Annotated in this window: 15 protein-coding genes and 1 other RNA gene; 10 read left to right on the top strand and 6 right to left on the bottom strand. The window is 50.5% G+C overall.

The annotated features are described in order from the left end of the window. Positions 1 to 474, bottom strand: coding sequence for a PTS N-acetylgalactosamine transporter subunit IIB (gene agaV / locus M977_RS13525; RefSeq protein ID WP_064515896.1), 474 nt, complete (start codon positions 472 to 474; stop codon positions 1 to 3). A 26-nt stretch (positions 475 to 500) separates the two neighbouring features. Continuing rightward, entirely contained in the window at positions 501 to 1,793 is a 1,293-nt protein-coding gene (kbaZ, locus tag M977_RS13530) for a tagatose-bisphosphate aldolase subunit KbaZ (protein ID WP_064515899.1), read from the bottom strand. A gap of 251 nt (positions 1,794 to 2,044) precedes the next feature. On the opposite strand from kbaZ, the gene M977_RS13535 reads away from it, so the two are divergent. After that, positions 2,045 to 2,854: a DeoR family transcriptional regulator gene (locus tag M977_RS13535; protein WP_064515900.1), complete on the top strand. Its 810-nt coding sequence runs from the start codon at positions 2,045 to 2,047 to the stop codon at positions 2,852 to 2,854. 46 nt (positions 2,855 to 2,900) lie between these two features. Here the strand turns inward: M977_RS13535 and M977_RS13540 are convergent, their stop codons facing one another. Beyond that, entirely contained in the window at positions 2,901 to 4,295 is a 1,395-nt protein-coding gene (locus tag M977_RS13540) for an MFS transporter (RefSeq protein ID WP_064515903.1), read from the bottom strand. A gap of 132 nt (positions 4,296 to 4,427) precedes the next feature. Between M977_RS13540 and M977_RS13545 the strand changes: the two genes are divergently transcribed. Beyond that, a complete protein-coding gene (locus tag M977_RS13545; RefSeq protein ID WP_064515905.1) occupies positions 4,428 to 5,357 on the top strand; it encodes a LysR family transcriptional regulator in 930 nt (309 codons plus the stop codon). 146 nt (positions 5,358 to 5,503) lie between these two features. Here M977_RS13545 and garD read toward each other — a convergent pair whose 3' ends face one another. Then, on the bottom strand, positions 5,504 to 7,075 hold the full coding sequence (gene garD / locus M977_RS13550; RefSeq protein WP_064515906.1) for a galactarate dehydratase: 1,572 nt from the start codon (positions 7,073 to 7,075) through the stop codon (positions 5,504 to 5,506). A gap of 375 nt (positions 7,076 to 7,450) precedes the next feature. Here garD and M977_RS13555 point away from each other — a divergent pair, with 375 nt between their 5' ends. From M977_RS13555 to M977_RS13590, 8 genes are all read left to right on the top strand, one after another. Then, positions 7,451 to 8,782 carry an MFS transporter gene (locus M977_RS13555; RefSeq protein ID WP_064515908.1) on the top strand — a complete coding sequence of 444 codons (1,332 nt, stop codon included), beginning with the start codon at positions 7,451 to 7,453 and terminating at the stop codon, positions 8,780 to 8,782. A 37-nt stretch (positions 8,783 to 8,819) separates the two neighbouring features. Continuing rightward, on the top strand, positions 8,820 to 9,590 hold the full coding sequence (gene garL, locus M977_RS13560; RefSeq protein ID WP_064515911.1) for a 2-dehydro-3-deoxyglucarate aldolase: 771 nt from the start codon (positions 8,820 to 8,822) through the stop codon (positions 9,588 to 9,590). Positions 9,591 to 9,617: 27 nt separating this feature from the next. Beyond that, positions 9,618 to 10,508: a 2-hydroxy-3-oxopropionate reductase gene (garR, locus tag M977_RS13565; RefSeq protein ID WP_064515913.1), complete on the top strand. Its 891-nt coding sequence runs from the start codon at positions 9,618 to 9,620 to the stop codon at positions 10,506 to 10,508. A 59-nt stretch (positions 10,509 to 10,567) separates the two neighbouring features. Beyond that, positions 10,568 to 11,713, top strand: coding sequence for a glycerate 2-kinase (gene garK / locus M977_RS13570; protein WP_064515914.1), 1,146 nt, complete (start codon positions 10,568 to 10,570; stop codon positions 11,711 to 11,713). 42 nt (positions 11,714 to 11,755) lie between these two features. Beyond that, positions 11,756 to 12,134, top strand: an RNA gene (rnpB, locus tag M977_RS13575) — RNase P RNA component class A. Between the two features lie 216 nt (positions 12,135 to 12,350). After that, positions 12,351 to 13,448, top strand: a complete 1,098-nt coding sequence (locus M977_RS13580; RefSeq protein WP_064515916.1) for an AAA family ATPase — start codon at positions 12,351 to 12,353, stop codon at positions 13,446 to 13,448. A gap of 508 nt (positions 13,449 to 13,956) precedes the next feature. Continuing rightward, positions 13,957 to 15,279, top strand: coding sequence for an SLC5/6 family protein (locus M977_RS13585; protein WP_064515918.1), 1,323 nt, complete (start codon positions 13,957 to 13,959; stop codon positions 15,277 to 15,279). A gap of 43 nt (positions 15,280 to 15,322) precedes the next feature. Further along, on the top strand, positions 15,323 to 16,630 hold the full coding sequence (locus M977_RS13590) for an L-cysteine desulfidase family protein (RefSeq protein WP_064515920.1): 1,308 nt from the start codon (positions 15,323 to 15,325) through the stop codon (positions 16,628 to 16,630). 1 nt (position 16,631) lies between these two features. Here M977_RS13590 and M977_RS25495 read toward each other — a convergent pair whose 3' ends face one another. Both M977_RS25495 and M977_RS13595 read right to left on the bottom strand, forming a co-directional pair. Next, positions 16,632 to 16,802: a hypothetical protein gene (locus M977_RS25495; protein ID WP_167351092.1), complete on the bottom strand. Its 171-nt coding sequence runs from the start codon at positions 16,800 to 16,802 to the stop codon at positions 16,632 to 16,634. A gap of 33 nt (positions 16,803 to 16,835) precedes the next feature. Continuing rightward, on the bottom strand, positions 16,836 to 17,537 hold the full coding sequence (locus M977_RS13595) for a pirin family protein (protein ID WP_064516008.1): 702 nt from the start codon (positions 17,535 to 17,537) through the stop codon (positions 16,836 to 16,838). Positions 17,538 to 17,639 lie beyond the last annotated feature (102 nt).

The following is a 17,639-nucleotide window of genomic DNA, read 5'->3' on the forward strand; positions in this document are numbered from 1 at the left end:
TCAGAGGAGTTTGTAGAGATCCTGAGCGGATTCCGTCGGCACACCCTGAACAAAACATTCTACTCCGGCCTTTTGTAAGCCATTAAAAGCAGCAATATCTTGCTCATCCACAGAGACGGTTTTCGCGATTTGTTGTTTGCCTTCTGCGTAGTGCATGTTGCCGACGTTAATCCGCGTAACAGGCACATCGCCTTTCACTAAGGTCAGGAAATCATCCGGATTTTTGCAAACCAGCAGGATTTTCTGGCGGTCTGCTGCACGGTGAATATTGTCGATAACTTTTTGCAGTGACCAGAAACGTACGGCTATCCCTTCAGCCAGAACCATCTCCATCAAGTTTTGCTGCACTGTGTCTTCTGCGACTTCATCGTTGGCAACAAGGACGAGGTTTGCACCAGCAAAACCGACCCATTGAACACCAACCTGGCCGTGAATGAGTCGCTCATCAATGCGGCTTAATACAATATTTGGCATGTTGTTTTCCTTTTATTATCATTGTGTTATTTGGATTGTTGTGTGCCAAGACAGGCGCAATGGTACTGGCGCAACACGTCCTGGATATGGTCGATAATCAGTTCATGCGGCGTTGCCGCGATTTTTCCTTCACGGACCTTAGCGTATTGAAGTGGCAGAAACTGACTGATCAGTGGCAAAGGAATGGATTCACCAGCCAGGTTGGTAAGAAGTCTTGAATACGCCTCGTCAATGTCATGATCTGGCCAGTAGTAGCGAACGCGGTCGGAGAAGCTGTATCCACGTGCCAGACGGCGATCGCTGTCATTGCCGTGATAATGGTGTTTCCAGTATTCAGGTTGCTCAAGCATCACGCTTTCAAGAACATCGCGAAGCCCGGAGCATTTATGTGCCGGGCGTAATTCGCGCTCGATAGCGGCTAATGAAAACAGTGCTTCACGCAGTGCAAAGGTCAGTGCCGGGCCGACTTTCAAAATCGCAAAATGGTTCTGCACTAGCTGCTGCAAGGCTTGTGGCGTCTGATAATCGGTGGAGTGCGCTTCAAACACCATAGTGTCGAAGGCTTCAATCATCTGGCTTAAGAACAGTGATTTCTCAGATTGATAATCAATGACCTGCGTGTGATCGAATTCGACACCTGGCTGGACAACCAGCCCGATAATTCGTGGCCACAAGTCGCTCAAACCTTGTAATTCAAACGCATGGCGATGGGCTTCGAGTGTGGCTTTGGCAGCCGATGGCGTAGTGACGGCAAGTTCCGCCAGCGTTTCGTGCGCGCCACCTGGCACTGGAACTTCAGTGCCGATAACGTAAACCAAATCGGAAGCACCAAATTTCTCAATACAGGTTTGTTCCGCGATCTTTGCAAGCCGGGCGGCACGCATGGCAACAATGGTATCGGTCAACGGAACCGGGTCATCTGCGCAAGACATGCTGCAGTCGAGATGGATCTTTTTGAAACCTGCCGCGACATAGCAACGGATGAGCTCGTCCGCGTTACGCATGGCTTCTTCTGCGGGCAGAGCCTGCCAACGGTTCGGACCCAGGTGATCGCCCCCCAGAATGAGTTGCTCGCGTGGGAAGTGATATTTATCTGCCATTTGTTCGACAAAACCACGGAAGTGTTCCGGTGTCATTCCGGTATAACCGCCGTATTGATCGACCTGATTAGACGTTGCTTCTATTAATAAGAGAGATTTTTCGTCCCGACTATGGCGCATCGCCGCTTCGAGAACTAACGGGTGAGCTGAACAAACGGCAAAAATGCCACATCGTGAATCCAGTTTATGGTCGGCCACAAACGCGGTTAAATGTTTCACTTTCCTCTCCGTATGGGTGGGGTGTTAGTTTATCTTTCGGTTTGTTTCATTTAATAGTGGTGTATCGTGCGATAAAAACAAAACGAAAGATAATAGAATTGAGATCTGTTTCGCAAAAGAAACATAATGAAAGCCTATTTGACACAATAGCAGTGAATGCAGCACACGATGTAAAGGCTTGCTTTCCGCGAAAAGAAAGGTGTTAATAGGCGAAGTGAAATGAAACGAAAGGTTTTATGAAAGGATCATTTATGAATAATACCGACGCAGCAACGGACAAGCGTGTAACAGGTACAAGTGAAAGGCGTGAGCAGATCATTCAGCGTCTTCGCCAACAAGGGAGCGTGCAGGTTAATGATCTATCATCATTTTTTGGTGTCTCGACGGTGACGATCCGTAACGATCTGGCTTTTCTGGAAAAGCAAGGCGTTGCGGTGCGAGCTTATGGCGGGGCGCTAGTTTGCGATTCGGGAACTGCTGCGGTTGAACCGACCGTTGAGGATAAAAGCTCTCTGAATACTTCGCTCAAGCGCAGCATTGCGCGTGCAGCGGCGGATCTCATCAAACCAGGTCATCGTGTCATTCTTGACTCAGGCACCACAACTTATGAGATTGCGCGTCATATGCGCCACCATAAGGAAGTGATTGCGATGACCAACGGCATGAACGTGGCGAATGCACTGCTTGAAGCTGAAGGTGTGGAATTGCTGATGACCGGCGGGCACCTGCGCCGCCAGTCGTTGTCATTCTATGGCGATCAGGCCGATCAATCTTTGCAAAACTATCACTTCGACATGCTGTTCCTTGGCGTGGATGCCATTGATCTTGAGCGTGGTGTTAGTACCCATAACGAAGATGAAGCACGTCTTAACCGCCGGATGTGTGAAGTGGCCGAGCGTATTATTGTGGTCACTGATTCCAGTAAATTTAACCGCTCCAGCTTGCATAAGATCATTGATACCCAACGCATTCATATGGTTATTACGGATGCAGGTATTCCTGAAGAGAGCCTGAACGGGTTGCGTAAAGGTGGCATTGAAGTGGTTTTGGTTGGGGAATAATCTGTTATTGAAGGCCAACGCGAAATTGAACGTTGGCCTTATCTGACTACACCTTAGCTAACTTATACCCGCGCAAGCGGCTAACGCTGAGAATAATCGCTAAAACTGTCGCAACCACTGCCATCCACAAACTGAAATGTACCGCGCTGTTCTGCGCATAAATCGACATCATCACACCGACAAACGCGGCGCCCAGGCACTGCCCGAAGGTGCGCATGATTGCCAGAACACCGGATGCATATCCGCTGTTTTCCCGCGAGGCGTTGGACAACATTTCTTTGTTATTTGGACTTTGAAAACAGCCAAAACCTATCCCGCAAATCAAACTGCGCAGGCAAATATCCCATGCTTGCGCGTGTTCCGGAAGCATAGCCAGCAATGCAAGGCCAATGGCGAAGATACACAACCCTGCTGTTGAGATTATTGCGGCTGAATATCGGTCTGCAAGGCGTCCGGCATGAGGTGCCGCGAGAATTATACCGATGGGCCATGGAGTGAATAGCAGAGCTGAAACCAACGCGATGTACCCGTAAACGCTCTGGAACAGGAACGGCAAGGCAATAAACGTGATGCCCTGGCTGACAAACGAAGCCAGTGAAGTCAGTGCCGCCAGAGAAAACCGAGAAGAGGAAAAGATATTGAGCGGAAGCAATGGCTTAGTCACGCGGCGCTGAACCCAGACGAATGTAAGGCCGGTGAGAATCGCGATGCTCGCGAAAATCACAGCAGTGGTCAGGTCACCGTTGCCGGGATGGGTAAATGCATCTGCGGCCATAATCAATGCGCCTAACGCAACTGCCGAAAGTAAGGCTCCGGCATAATCGAATGGTTCGCGTTTTAACGCCGGGTTATTGGGAATAACACGCAGCGTGAGTAATAAAGCGATTATGCCCAGCGGAATATTAATCGCAAACAGCCATTGCCAGCTCAACGTGGAAAGAATCGTGCCCCCGAGAATCGGCGCGATGGCAGTGCTAGTGCCAATCAGCAGCGCGTTCAGGCCAAGTATTCGCCCCAAGAGGCGATTGGGGAAAACTGAGCGCAGTATCGCCGGGCCAATGCTTAATGTTGCCGCACCACCAATACCCTGCAAAACCCGCATGATAACTAACATATCCAGTGAGGATGAGAGCGCACATCCCACAGAGGCCAGCGTGAAAAGGCCAAGACCGAAGGCGAAAATCGAGCGAAATCCGATGCGGCTGGACAGGGCGGCAAATATTGCCAGCGTCATCGCCGCAGATAATAAATATCCGTTGGATACCCAAACGGTGGCACTCAATGAAGCATCGAGCGAGCGGGCGATTTGCGGCAAGGCAATGTTGATCATCGAGCCGTCAAACACGGCCATGGTCGTCATGGTCATGACGGCGGCCATCGCTAAGCCACGCTCACGGCCAGGCAAACCTTCATCGCCTGGCTGGTCGGAAAATAGTGCCATTTTTTAATTCTCTCGCTTGGGTATGCCAGAAATATAGCTGTACTAGAGATAAGGCGGAAGGCGCAGCATTTGCATTAATAACCTGCACTAAACGCCTTCTCTCATTTTAACGCGCGCGCTAGTATTGAGTTTATGACTGAACCCGATCTGAACTTACTTATTGCTCTTGATGTGCTTCTGGCCGAAGGAAGTGTGGCAGGGGCTGCGCGTCGCCTGGGGTTAAGCGCCTCGGCAATGAGCCGAACATTAGGCCGCCTGCGCGATACCACTGGCGACCCGCTACTGGTGCGGGCAGGGCGTAATATGGTGCTGACTCCTTACGCTGAAGAGATTCGTGAGCGCACGCAAAATGCCGTCTTTGAAGCCCGAGCGATACTTCGCCCTTCATCGGATGCTTTTAATCTTGCAACACTTGAGCGCAGTTTTACCCTGCGTACTAACGCCGGGTTTATCGAGATATTTGGTGCTGCGTTGATTGCTGCGGTAGCCGCTGTCGCGCCTTTAGTCCAGCTGCGCTTTATGCCCAAACCAGAGAAAACAGCAAAGTATCTGCGTGAAGGTTTAATTGATCTTGAGATCGGTGTACTTGGGGAGATGGGCCCAGAAATACGATTAACGGCGCTTTATCGGGATAAGTTTGTCGGCGTAGTCAGGAAAGGCCACCCGCTTGAGCAAGAGGAAGATATTACCGCCGCGAAGTATGCCGAATTGGGGCATGTGGTGGTTTCCCGTCATGAACGAGGAACTGGCCCGGTTGATGTGCTGCTGGCAGAGCTGAATTTACAACGCAAAATTGCGGCAATGGTGCCGGGGTTTCCCGCGGCGATTGCGGTGGCTCAGGCATCGGATTTGGTGGCGTTGGTGCCAGCTACATTCCTGCTGAACCAGCCGGGGTTGAATGGCAATTCAGGTGAAGCGAGGCTTTATGTTTTTGAGCTGCCAGTGAAAACCAATGAGATTACGGTGTCTTTAATGTGGCATCCGCGCTCGGAAGCAGGCCCGGCGCATCGCTGGCTACGGCAGTTAGTGTTGAAGGTTTGCCGCGAGAAAGTGCCGGGGTGAGGCAATCATTGCCGTAATAAGAATACCCAAAATAATTCGAGTTGCAGAAAGGCGGCCAAGCCGTAAGACCCCGGGAGCATAGTAAACTATGTGACCGGGGCGCACGGGTGCAGCCAACGCATCTGCAGCTTGAAGTATGATGGGTATCAGGTCACTGGCGCTGGGTTGAAAACGGCGAGCGCGTTATGCAATCCCCACTGATCCGAGAAGGTTTTCTTACGGCCACTCGCCACATCAAGAATAAATTTGAACAGTTCCCAGCCGACATCCTCAATTGTCGCTTCGCCGGTGGCGATAGTGCCGGCGTTGATATCCATTAAGTCATACCAGCGGTTTGCCAGTGCGGTACGCGTAGCCATTTTAATCACCGGAACTGCCAGCAAACCGTATGGCGTACCGCGTCCGGTTGTGAACACTTGCACCGTAATGCCTGAAGCCACTTGTTGTGTGCCGCAGACGAAGTCACTGGCAGGCGTTGCCGCGAAAATCAGGCCGCGTTTGGTTGGGCGCTGCCCTGGGGAAAGCACCTCAACAATCGCGCTTTTGCCTGATTTAGCAATTGAACCAAGCGCTTTTTCCACCACGTTTGCCAGGCCACCTTTTTTGTTACCCGGTGATGGGTTGGCGCTACGGTCGGTTTTACCCATATCAAGATAGTTGTCGTACCATTCCATTTCTTCGAGCAGGCGCTTACCCACTTCTTCGTTGATGGCACGCGGTGTTAGCAGGTGAATAGCATCACGCACTTCCGTCACTTCAGAGAACATCACCGTTGCACCACAGCGGACCAGCAGATCAGAGGCATAACCGACCGCCGGGTTAGCCGTGACGCCTGAGAACGCATCGCTGCCGCCACATTGCATACCAACAACCAGGTCAGATGCCGGGCAAGTTTCGCGTTGGCGCTGATTCAGTTTGACCAGATGGCGCTCAGCGACGTTAAGAATGTCATCGACCATCGATTTAAAACCGACGTGGTGTTCATCTTGCAGACGCACGATGCTGGCATCGCCGACATTAATCGACTGGACGTCATCAGTACCTTCCAACAAACGCTCTGGCTGCAATTTCTCACAACCCAGGCCCACCACCATAATCTCGCCGCCAAAGTTTGGGTTCAGGGAGATATTATGGATGGTGCGAATAGGGATGACCGCGGCAGGGGCGTTGATCGCCACGCCACAACCGTAGAGGTGATTCAGGCCCACGACACCGTCGACATTCGGGTATCGCGGCAACAAATCACGTTCAATAATTTTGATGACGTAATCCACCACACCGGCAACGCAATGCACGCTGGTGGTGATGCCTAGTAGGTTTTTGGTGCCGACGCTGCCGTCAGCATTGCGATAACCTTCAAAGGTATAACCTTCCAGCGGCGGCAGTGGCTCAGGTACTTTCGTGGCTAATGGCAAAGTGTGGAGCGGCGGCGCTTTTGGCAATTCCACTAATGATTCGTCAATCCAGCTGCCGCGTGGAATATCACGCACCGCATAGCCAATCACTTCGCCATAACGAACAATTTCACCATGTGCCGGAATATCAACCAGTGCAGCTTTATGCCCTTGTGGGATATGTTCGATAAGTTCTAATCCATCCGGAAAACGGGTGCCCGCTTTCAGCCCATTATCATTAACAATAATAGCGACGTTATCTGTCTCATGAACTTTTATATAAAATGAACCAGGGGATTGTTGTTTAATTTCAATATTCGACATTGCCGCTATTCTCCAGAATTTTTTCTAATCGTGACTTCTCACAAGCTAAATAAAGAATGTCAGGCCCTGAGAAATAAAAATGTGAGCGAGATCACTTTATATTACGAGGCATTGCCCACCAGGCAGGGTTATCTATGAAATTGTGCAATACACCCCACAAACATGTGCATAAGTTTAATTATTTGGCTTTTAAAGTGTTATCTATTGGGCGTATGCCTAATGTCCATTTGTTCTGTGCTGGCTATACTGTGTTGCGAATGACAAACACCAGGTTAATTTCAGAGAGCAGTATTATCCCGAAAATATATTCGTGAAATACTGCTTTATATAAATAAAAATCCTTGAATTAAGTACCCGCAACAGAGGATGTAGAAAATGATTTTGGATACGGCAGTTGAGTCTAAAAAAGGTAAGAACACGCGATACTTAATATTATTAATTATCTTTATTGTCACGACGATTAACTACGCAGATCGCGCCACACTTTCTATTGCGGGTACTGAAGTTGCTAAAGAATTACAGCTCAGTGCAATCTCAATGGGCTATATTTTCTCAGCATTTGGTTGGGCTTACCTGTTGATGCAAATCCCTGGCGGCTGGTTACTTGACCGCTACGGCTCGAAAAAAGTTTACACCTACAGTCTGTTCTTCTGGTCACTGTTTACGTTCATGCAAGGCTTTGTGGATATGGTGCCGCTGGCGTATGCGGGTATCTCCATGTTCATCATGCGCTTTATGCTCGGATTCTCGGAAGCACCATCGTTCCCTGCTAACGCCCGTATTGTTGCGGCCTGGTTCCCAACGAAAGAACGTGGCACTGCTTCTGCCATCTTTAACTCCGCGCAGTATTTCTCATTAGCACTGTTCTCTCCATTACTCGGCTGGCTGACCTTTGCGTGGGGTTGGGAGCATGTGTTTACCGTGATGGGCGGTATCGGTTTTGTGCTGACTTTCCTGTGGGTGAAGTTTATCCATAACCCGACTGACCACCCGCGTATGTCTCAAGAAGAATTGGACTACATCACTAAAGGTGGCGCAGTGGTTGATATGGACCACAAAAAACCAGGTGCGGTCGTTGAAGGGCCAAAACTGCATTACATCAAGCAGTTGCTGACTAACCGCATGATGCTGGGGGTGTTCTTTGGACAGTACTTTATTAACACCATCACCTGGTTCTTCCTGACATGGTTCCCGATTTACCTGGTGCAAGATAAAGGTATGTCGATTCTGAAAGTGGGTATGGTCGCTTCCATCCCGGCGCTATGTGGTTTCGCTGGTGGTGTGTTGGGCGGCGTATTCTCCGATTCGTTAATCAAACGCGGTTACTCGCTGACCGTTGCTCGTAAGATACCGATTGTTCTCGGAATGCTGCTGGCTTCAACCATTATTCTTTGTAACTACACCGAGAGCACTGCTCTGGTGATCACCCTGATGGCATTCGCATTCTTCGGTAAAGGTTTTGGTGCGCTGGGCTGGCCGGTTATTGCCGACACGGCACCAAAAGAGATGGTTGGCCTGTGCGGTGCGGTGTTCAACGTGTTTGGTAACGTGGCTTCTATCGTGACTCCACTGGTGATTGGTTACCTGGTTTCTGAACTTCACTCCTTCAATGCGGCGCTGATCTTTGTTGGCTGCTCGGCGCTGATGGCAATGGTTTGTTATCTGTTCGTAGTTGGCGATATTAAACGTATGGAATTGCAGAAGTAATTCTCTCAACAGATAACTGAATAAATAAGGGCAACAGATGAATACCAACGTTTTCCCAAATAAATTCAAAGCAGCACTGGCAGCAAATCAGACTCAAATTGGTTGCTGGTCCGCACTGGCAAACCCTATCAGCACAGAAGTGCTGGGTCTGGCAGGTTTCGACTGGATTGTGCTGGATGGCGAACATGCGCCAAATGACATCACGACGTTTATCCCGCAGTTGATGGCACTTAAAGGCAGCGAAAGTGCCGCCGTGGTACGTGCACCGACCAACGACCCGGTGATCATCAAGCGCCTGCTGGATATCGGCTTCTATAACTTCCTGATCCCATTTGTTGAAACACAGGAGGAGGCGGTTCTGGCGGTCTCTTCAACCCGCTATCCACCTGAAGGGATTCGTGGCGTGTCCGTTTCACACCGCGCCAATATGTTTGGCACCGTGCCGGATTACTTCGCGCAGTCCAACAAGAACATCACGATTCTGGTGCAGATCGAAAGCCAGCAGGGTGTTGATAACGTTGATGCCATCGCTGCAACCGAAGGCGTAGACGGGATCTTCGTTGGCCCAAGTGACCTTGCTGCGGCATTAGGCCATTTGGGTAATGCTTCACACCCGGACGTGCAGCATTGCATCAAACACATCTTTGCCCGTGCTAAAGCGCACGGTAAACCAGCCGGCATCCTGGCACCGGCTGAAGCCGATGCGCGCCGTTATATGGAATGGGGCGCGACCTTTGTGGCTGTGGGCAGTGATTTAGGCTGCTTCCGCTCGGCAACCCAGAAATTGGCTGATTCTTTTAAAAAATAACCACCATCTGAAAAGAGAGACTGAATTATGACACTGAAAGTTGGGTTTATTGGCCTGGGCATCATGGGCAAACCAATGAGTAAAAACCTCATCAAAGCCGGTTATTCGCTGGTGGTTGCCGACCGTAATGCAGAGGTGATTGCTGAAGTTATCGCGGCGGGTGCAGAAACTGCAGCGACGCCAAAAGAAATTGCTGAGCAGTGTGATGTGATTATCACCATGCTGCCAAACTCCCCGCACGTTAAAGAAGTCGCTCTGGGCGAAAACGGCATTATCGAAGGTGCAAAACCGGGCACCGTCGTTATCGACATGAGTTCTATCGCACCGCTGGCGAGCCGCGAAATTAGCGAAGCGCTAAAAGCGAAAGGCATCGATATGCTGGATGCGCCAGTGAGTGGTGGCGAGCCAAAAGCTATCGAAGGCACGCTGTCCGTTATGGTTGGCGGCGATAAAGCGATTTTCGACAAGTATTACGATCTGCTGAAATCCATGGCCGGTTCCGTGGTGCACACCGGTGATATCGGCGCAGGCAACGTCACCAAACTGGCAAACCAGGTGATTGTGGCGCTGAACATCGCGGCAATGTCTGAAGCGCTGGTGCTGGCAACGAAAGCGGGTGTGAATCCCGAATTAGTCTTCCAGGCGATTCGCGGCGGCCTTGCGGGCAGCACCGTTCTGGAAGCGAAAGCGCCGATGGTTCTGGATCGCAACTTCAAGCCTGGTTTCCGTATCGATCTGCACATTAAAGATCTGGCGAACGCGCTGGATACGTCACACGGTGTTGGCGCGCAATTGCCGCTAACTGCTGCGGTGATGGAGATGATGCAAGCGCTGCGCGCAGATGGCCACGGTAATGACGACCACAGCGCAATCGCGTGCTACTACGAAAAACTGGCGAAAGTAGAAGTCAGCAAATAAAAGAGATGGGCATCCCCGGATGCCCGATTTTCTCGGCACTTTTTTGGCATGGACACATTATGAAAATCGTAATCGCACCCGACTCTTATAAAGAAAGCCTCTCAGCGGTTGATGTGGCGCAGGCCATTGAAAAAGGATTTCGCGAAATATTTCCTGATGCGGAATATATATCGGTCCCGGTTGCAGATGGCGGGGAAGGTACGGTCGATGCCATGATCAGTGCCACGCAGGGCAAGAAAATCACCACGACAGTGACCGGGCCGCTGGGCGAGCCAGTGACGGCGTACTGGGGAATGTCCGGTGACGGGCAAACCGCGTTTATCGAAATGGCTGAAGCCAGTGGGCTTGCATTGGTGCCAGTCGTGAACCGCAATCCTCTGATTACGACTTCGCACGGTACTGGTGAACTGATCTTACGGGCACTGGATAACGGTGCGCGCAATATTATTATCGGCATTGGTGGCAGCGCAACCAATGACGGCGGCGCGGGCATGGTGCAGGCGCTGGGCGCGAAATTGTGTGACGCTGTCGGTAAAGAAATTAGTCACGGTGGTGGCAGTTTAATGAGCCTGAACAGCATTGATATTTCAGGCCTCGATAGCCGTTTGGCTGACTGTGTGATTAACGTTGCATGTGATGTGACGAATCCATTAATTGGTGACAACGGCGCATCACGTGTTTTTGGGCCACAAAAAGGGGCCGATGAAGCGATGATTCTTGAGCTGGATGCCAATCTTGCCCATTTTGCGGATGTGATTAAAAAAGATTTACGCATCGATGTTAAAAATGCCCCCGGAGCGGGTGCTGCAGGTGGCATGGGTGCCGCATTAATGGCGTTTCTCGGCGCAGAATTGCGTAGCGGAGTCGAGATAGTGACTGAAGCTCTGCGCCTTGAAGAACATATTCACGATTGCTCGCTGGTGGTGACGGGCGAAGGGCGTATGGACAGTCAGAGTATCCGCGGCAAAGTCCCGGTAGGCGTGGCTGCGGTCGCCAAAAAGTACCACAAACCGGTGATTGGGATTGCCGGTTCGCTGACCAGTGATGTCGCTATTGTTCATCAGTACGGAATTGATGCCGTGTTTAGCGTGCTCAATAGCATCGGTACTTTGGAAGAAGCGCTGAAAAATGCGTTCGATAATATTTACCGTGCTTCGCGTGATATTGCAGCAACCGTTGAGATTGGGATGAACATCACTCGTTAAGCATGCGTGACATGGGGGGGCAAACCCTCTATAATCCGCGCCGAAGCTGACCAGACAGTCGCCGCTTCGTCGTCGTCCTTCTTCGGAAGGAGACGGGCGGAGGGGAGGAAAGTCCGGGCTCCATAGGGCAGGGTGCCAGGTAACGCCTGGGGGGGTAACCCACGACCAGTGCAACAGAGAGCAAACCGCCGATGGCCCGCGCAAGCGGGATCAGGTAAGGGTGAAAGGGTGCGGTAAGAGCGCACCGCGCGGCTGGTAACAGTCCGTGGCACGGTAAACTCCACCCGGAGCAAGGCCAAATAGGGGTTCACAAGGTACGGCCCGTACTGAACCCGGGTAGGCTGCTTGAGCCAGTGAGCGATTGCTGGCCTAGATGAATGACTGTCCACGACAGAACCCGGCTTATCGGTCAGCTTCAACCATTCAACAATAACCCCGCTTCGGCGGGGTTTTTGTTTTTACCCGTCATACTTTGCGCCGCCTCATTGTTGGCTACGCTCACTCGCCCAAATCGCTTACTGGAGTAAGCTCATCGGCACTTGTTCTCTTGCCGCCGCGATGCAACTCGAATTATTTAGGGTATATATAGAACAATTGCCATAATACGACTCCCGCCATCACCGGATTCCATGCCGCCATGATCAAATCCATCTACATCGACAACTACCGCTCAGTGCGCAAACTTTCTATCGATTTGGGGCGGCTGAACGTCGTTTTCGGCCCTAATGGCTGCGGGAAATCCAATATCTATAAAGCAATCCATTTGATCCACGGCGCGGCGATGGGGCAGTTGTCACACTGGCTGTCTGATGAAGGTGGGATCCAAAAGGTTATGTGGGCAGGCTCCCGCGCCAAAGGGTATGCCAGCGCGCCTCGCCGGATGACCCTTGCGGTCGATACCGACGATTTCGAGTACGAATTGCAGGTCGGCTTCCCTGATAAACTGCCGTACCCGACCATGTTCGATCTCGATCCTATCGTAAAAGAAGAGCAAATCTGGCTGAGTGGTTTCCGCCGCCGGCCTTCTTCGTCAATTATGCATCGTCGCAACCAGGCCGTTTTTCTCAACGATGTTAACGGTGAGAAAGTCACGCACGCCGCCACGCTCTACGAAAACGAATCGTTGTTCGGCCAGCTTGGCGAGCCACATCTTTACCCTGAAGTTTCCAGCGCCCGCGAAACGCTACGTAACTGGCGTTTCTACCATGAGTTCGATATCACGAAAGGAGCCGGGTTGCGCTTGCCACAGGTGGGATATCGCTCGCCCGTGCTGTCTGGCGATGGTTTGAATCTGGCCGCTGCCTTCCAGACCATCGTTGAGATTGGTGATAGCGAGTTACTGTTTGAGGTGCTGGGTGAAGCCTTCCCTGAATGCACATTTTTCTGTGATAACAGTAACGGACGTTTCCAGATGATGATGCACCGGCAGGGCATTAACCGCCCGCTGGAGTCGGCTGAGTTTTCTGATGGGACATTACGATTTTTGTGCCTGACTGTGGCGCTACTTAGCCCGCGTCCACCGCACTTTATTGCATTGAATGAACCGGAAAATAGCCTGCATCCACAGATGTTACCCGCATTGGCTCGCCTGATTGCCGAAGCGAGTCGTTACACGCAAATCTGGTTAACCAGCCATTCGCCAGAATTGGCCACATTTATTGAAAAACATACACCGTTTACGCTTTATCAATTGGGGATTGAGAATGGGGAGACGCGTGTTAACCGTCTCTCGTGATCGTTTACTGTAAGAAAATGACTTAATGGCAGGGGAAAAATCTCAACCTTAACCTTATTGAAACAATAATCAGAGGTTCCTGCTAAAGCGATGCCAGAGTGTGAAGTGCATCAAAATACATGTTCTCTGATGTTACAGGCTATTAACCTCGCTTGTTGCGTCAGCTCACACTGCCTTACTGGGTCCGAATTTAGCTTTAGATAAATATTCATTAAAAACTTTTTAAAAACAATTACTTAAAAATACCCCTCAACTGCTTAAATAATTATTTCCTACGCAAAATGCAAAGCGTGAATCAAAACTGAAGATATTTCTCTGAATGGAGAATTATTTGCTCTTTTATTGCGAATACGCAGATGCAGTAGCAAATTTTTTCTCCTCCGCACGCGCTATCCTTTTTACATTCGAATAAGACCAGAAAACAGGCATTCAGGTTTTTAATGGTCTGGAAAATCACTCTGTAATTAACACTCACAATTAAAACCTACACATTTAAGCGAGCATTTTTATGGAAACAGGAAGCATTACTGCCGTTAATATTCCGGCATCGAGTCGTGCAGGAATGACTGAAAGTGAATGGCAAGCCGCCACTAAATTTGACAGCACTGATGTCGGCTGGATCATTATGAGTATCGGGATGGCCATTGGTGCGGGAATCGTTTTCTTACCCGTTCAGGTGGGGTTAATGGGGTTATGGGTTTTCCTTCTTTCCTCGATAGTCGGCTATCCAGCAATGTATCTGTTTCAGCGTTTATTTATTAATACTCTGGCAGAGTCCCCGGAGTGTAAAGATTACCCGAGTGTGATAAGCGGTTATTTGGGTAAAAACTGGGGGATATTATTGGGTTTGCTCTATTTCATCATGCTGGTTATCTGGATGTTTGTTTACTCCACAGCCATCACTAATGACAGCGCCTCTTATTTACATACGTTTGGCGTTACAGAAGGACTGTTATCAGATAACCCCTTCTATGGCCTGGTGCTGATTTGTATTCTGGTCGCCATCTCATCGCGTGGTGAAAAGCTCTTATTTAAAGTTTCAAGATACATGGTGCTAACCAAGCTTTTAGTGGTCGCCGCGCTGGGTGTTTCAATGGTCGGGATGTGGCACTTGTATAACGCAGGCACGCTGCCGCCAATGGGCTTGCTGCTGAAGAATGCGATTATTACGCTGCCCTTTACGCTGACGTCTATTCTGTTTATCCAGACACTTAGCCCGATGGTTATTTCCTACCGTTCTAAAGAAAAATCACGCGAAGTGGCTCGTTTCAAAGCGCTGCGTGCGATGAATATCGCTTTCGGCATTCTGTTTGTGACCGTTTTCTTTTATGCAGTCTCTTTTACTCTGGCGATGGGTCATGACGAGGCGGTAAAAGCGTATGAGCAAAATATTTCAGCGTTGGCTATTGCCGCCCAGTTTATTAACGGAGATGCGGGTGCATGGGTCACAGTGGTCAGCGTGATATTAAATATCTTCGCTGTTATGACCGCCTTCTTTGGGGTTTATCTCGGGTTCCGTGAAGCAACGCAAGGTATCGTGATTAATATTCTGCGTCGCAAAATGCCTGCGGAGAAAATTAATGAGAAATGGGTGCAGCGCGGAATTATGGTATTCGCCATCTTACTGGCGTGGAGTGCGATTGTACTGAACGCTCCGGTATTAAGTTTTACTTCAATCTGTAGCCCGATATTTGGCATGGTAGGGTGCTTAATTCCAGCGTGGCTGGTCTATAAAGTCCCGGCATTGCATAAATATAAAGGTGTCTCACTGGTCATTATTATTTTCACTGGCCTCTTATTGTGTATTTCTCCATTCCTTGCATTCTCCTGATTGCAGGCATGTGTTTTCTGGATATAAGCGTTAAGGCTAAAAAATGGCAAATTCTGCAATTAACCCGGCATGGGCTGAACTCATCCTGGCTGTGAAACAAAATGTGAAGCCCGCAGTGGGCTGCACAGAACCCATTTCGTTGGCACTGGCAAGCGCATTGGCCGCCTCGCATCTGGCGGGGCCAGTGACACGCATCGAGGCTCGTGTTTCACCGAATCTAATGAAAAATGGTATGGGCGTTACCGTTCCGGGAACCGGGATGGTCGGTCTGCCTATCGCTGCTGGGGTGGGGGCGCTTGGGGGCGACCCACTTGCGGGACTGGAAGTGCTCAAAGGTGCGCCGGTTGAAGCGATTGCAGCCGCAAAACTGCTGCTGGCACGTGGCGATGTGAAGGTCAGCATTCAACAACCTTGCGATGAGATTTTGTATACCAGCGTGACGGTATTTACCGCCAAAGAGTCGGCAACGGTGGTCATCGCGGGCGAACATACCCGAGTCATCAGAATCGAGAAAGACGGTGATGTGCTGTTTGATGCCGCTGAAGATTGCCAGGCGGAAGGGAAGGCGCAAGCCTGCTCTATGGAAAACGTCAGCCTTGAGCAGATTGTTGAGTTTGCCCAGGGTGTCCCCTTTGATGAGATTGGTTTTATTCTCGACGCGGCCTTGTTGAATAACGAGCTTTCCCGGGAAGGTTTGCGAGCGCAGTACGGTTTGCATATCGGTTCGACGTTACAGCGCCAGCTTGATCGTGGCCTGATGGCAAAGGATCTGTTGAGCGACATTATGATCCGTACGGCCGCCGCTTCCGATGCGCGTATGGGAGGCGCGTGTCTTCCGGCAATGAGCAACTCGGGCTCAGGCAATCAAGGTATCGCCGCGACAATGCCGGTGGTTGTGGTGGCTGAACATCTGGCCTGTGACAGTGAGAAACTGGCGCGAGCACTGATACTGTCACATCTGACGGCGATTTATATCCACCATCAGTTGCCGGCACTCTCTGCTTTGTGCGCGGCAACCACAGCAGCGATGGGGGCGGCGGCAGGGATCACCTGGCTCATCGACGGCAGCTACAAAAGTATCTCAATGGCTATCAGCAATATGATTGGTGATGTTAGCGGGATGATTTGTGATGGGGCTTCAAACAGTTGCGCGATGAAAGTGTCTACCAGCGCCGCTTCGGCATGGAAAGCGGTGCTGATGGCACTCGATAATACGTCGGTAAGCGGGAATGAAGGGATCGTTGCTCATGATGTGGAGCAGTCGATCCGTAATCTTTGTGCGCTGGCAAGCCAGGCAATGCAGCACACCGATCGTCAGATTATTGCGATTATGGCAAGTAAGGTCGCGTAATTCAGAGGCTGGCTTCTTCTTCCGCCAGTCGTACATCTGCTTCGACAACAATCGCTTCCAGTTCGTTGAGCATCTCGTCGTAACTCAGCTCGACATCAGCGGTTGTTGTCGCAACCACAACCGCTGACACTGCTTTTATGGCTGTTTTCTTCGTCGATGATTTCTTACTCACTGATGACTCCTGTTTATCCATTGTCGACACTGGTCAGACCGGTAAATCTATCAGCAATGCACGCAATGGGGTATCTGCAACCAGCGTAATGTTAGCTTCATCACGGATAAAAGCACCGTCACCACAGGTAAGCCCTTCTTTTTCTTCGGCAGACGTTACAGCGTGGACCGTACCGTGAATTGACTGTAAATAAGCACGCGGGCCATGTAGCTGGAAACTGAGCTGCTGGCCTTTCTCCAGTTCAATCTGGTGAATCCATACTTGTTGACGCAGTTGTAAGCTCTGTTTGCTGCCATCCGGTGAGGCCAGTAATTGTTGTGACTCATCAGTAAGCGTGATTTTCTGCACCAGCGTATTTTCGCGCTCCGGGCAAGCATCAAGCCACAGCTGCATCCGCGTCAGAGAGTTCTCTTTACTCAGGTTATGCTCGCTGTAACTGAGGCCTGGCTGGGTGGAAATGAGCAGTGCTTCCCCCGCTTTAGCCTGAACGTGGTTGCCTTCGCTGTCGCGATATTCCGCTTCGCCTTCCAGAATCAAATTGAGAATATCAACCTTCGGATAGGTTCGTGGCTGGAATGACGCGCCCGGCGCTAACACTTCCTGGTTGAGTACGCGCAACGAAGCATAGCCCAACAATTTCGGGTCGAAATAGTGACCGAAGGAAAAGGTATAGCGGGCCTGGAGCCATCCATAGTCCGCTTTCCCGCATTGTTTGGCAGTTCTTGGCGTAATCATAATTTCTTGACCTCTTTTTACACTGCACCCATGGTAAAGCTCTGGACGCTGCATTGTTAGCCAGTTAATCTGCTTGGTATGTTCAAATTTCCTGAATGAGAA

Source organism: Buttiauxella gaviniae ATCC 51604, from assembly GCF_001654835.1.
GTDB classification, from domain to species: Bacteria; Pseudomonadota; Gammaproteobacteria; order Enterobacterales; family Enterobacteriaceae; genus Buttiauxella; species Buttiauxella gaviniae.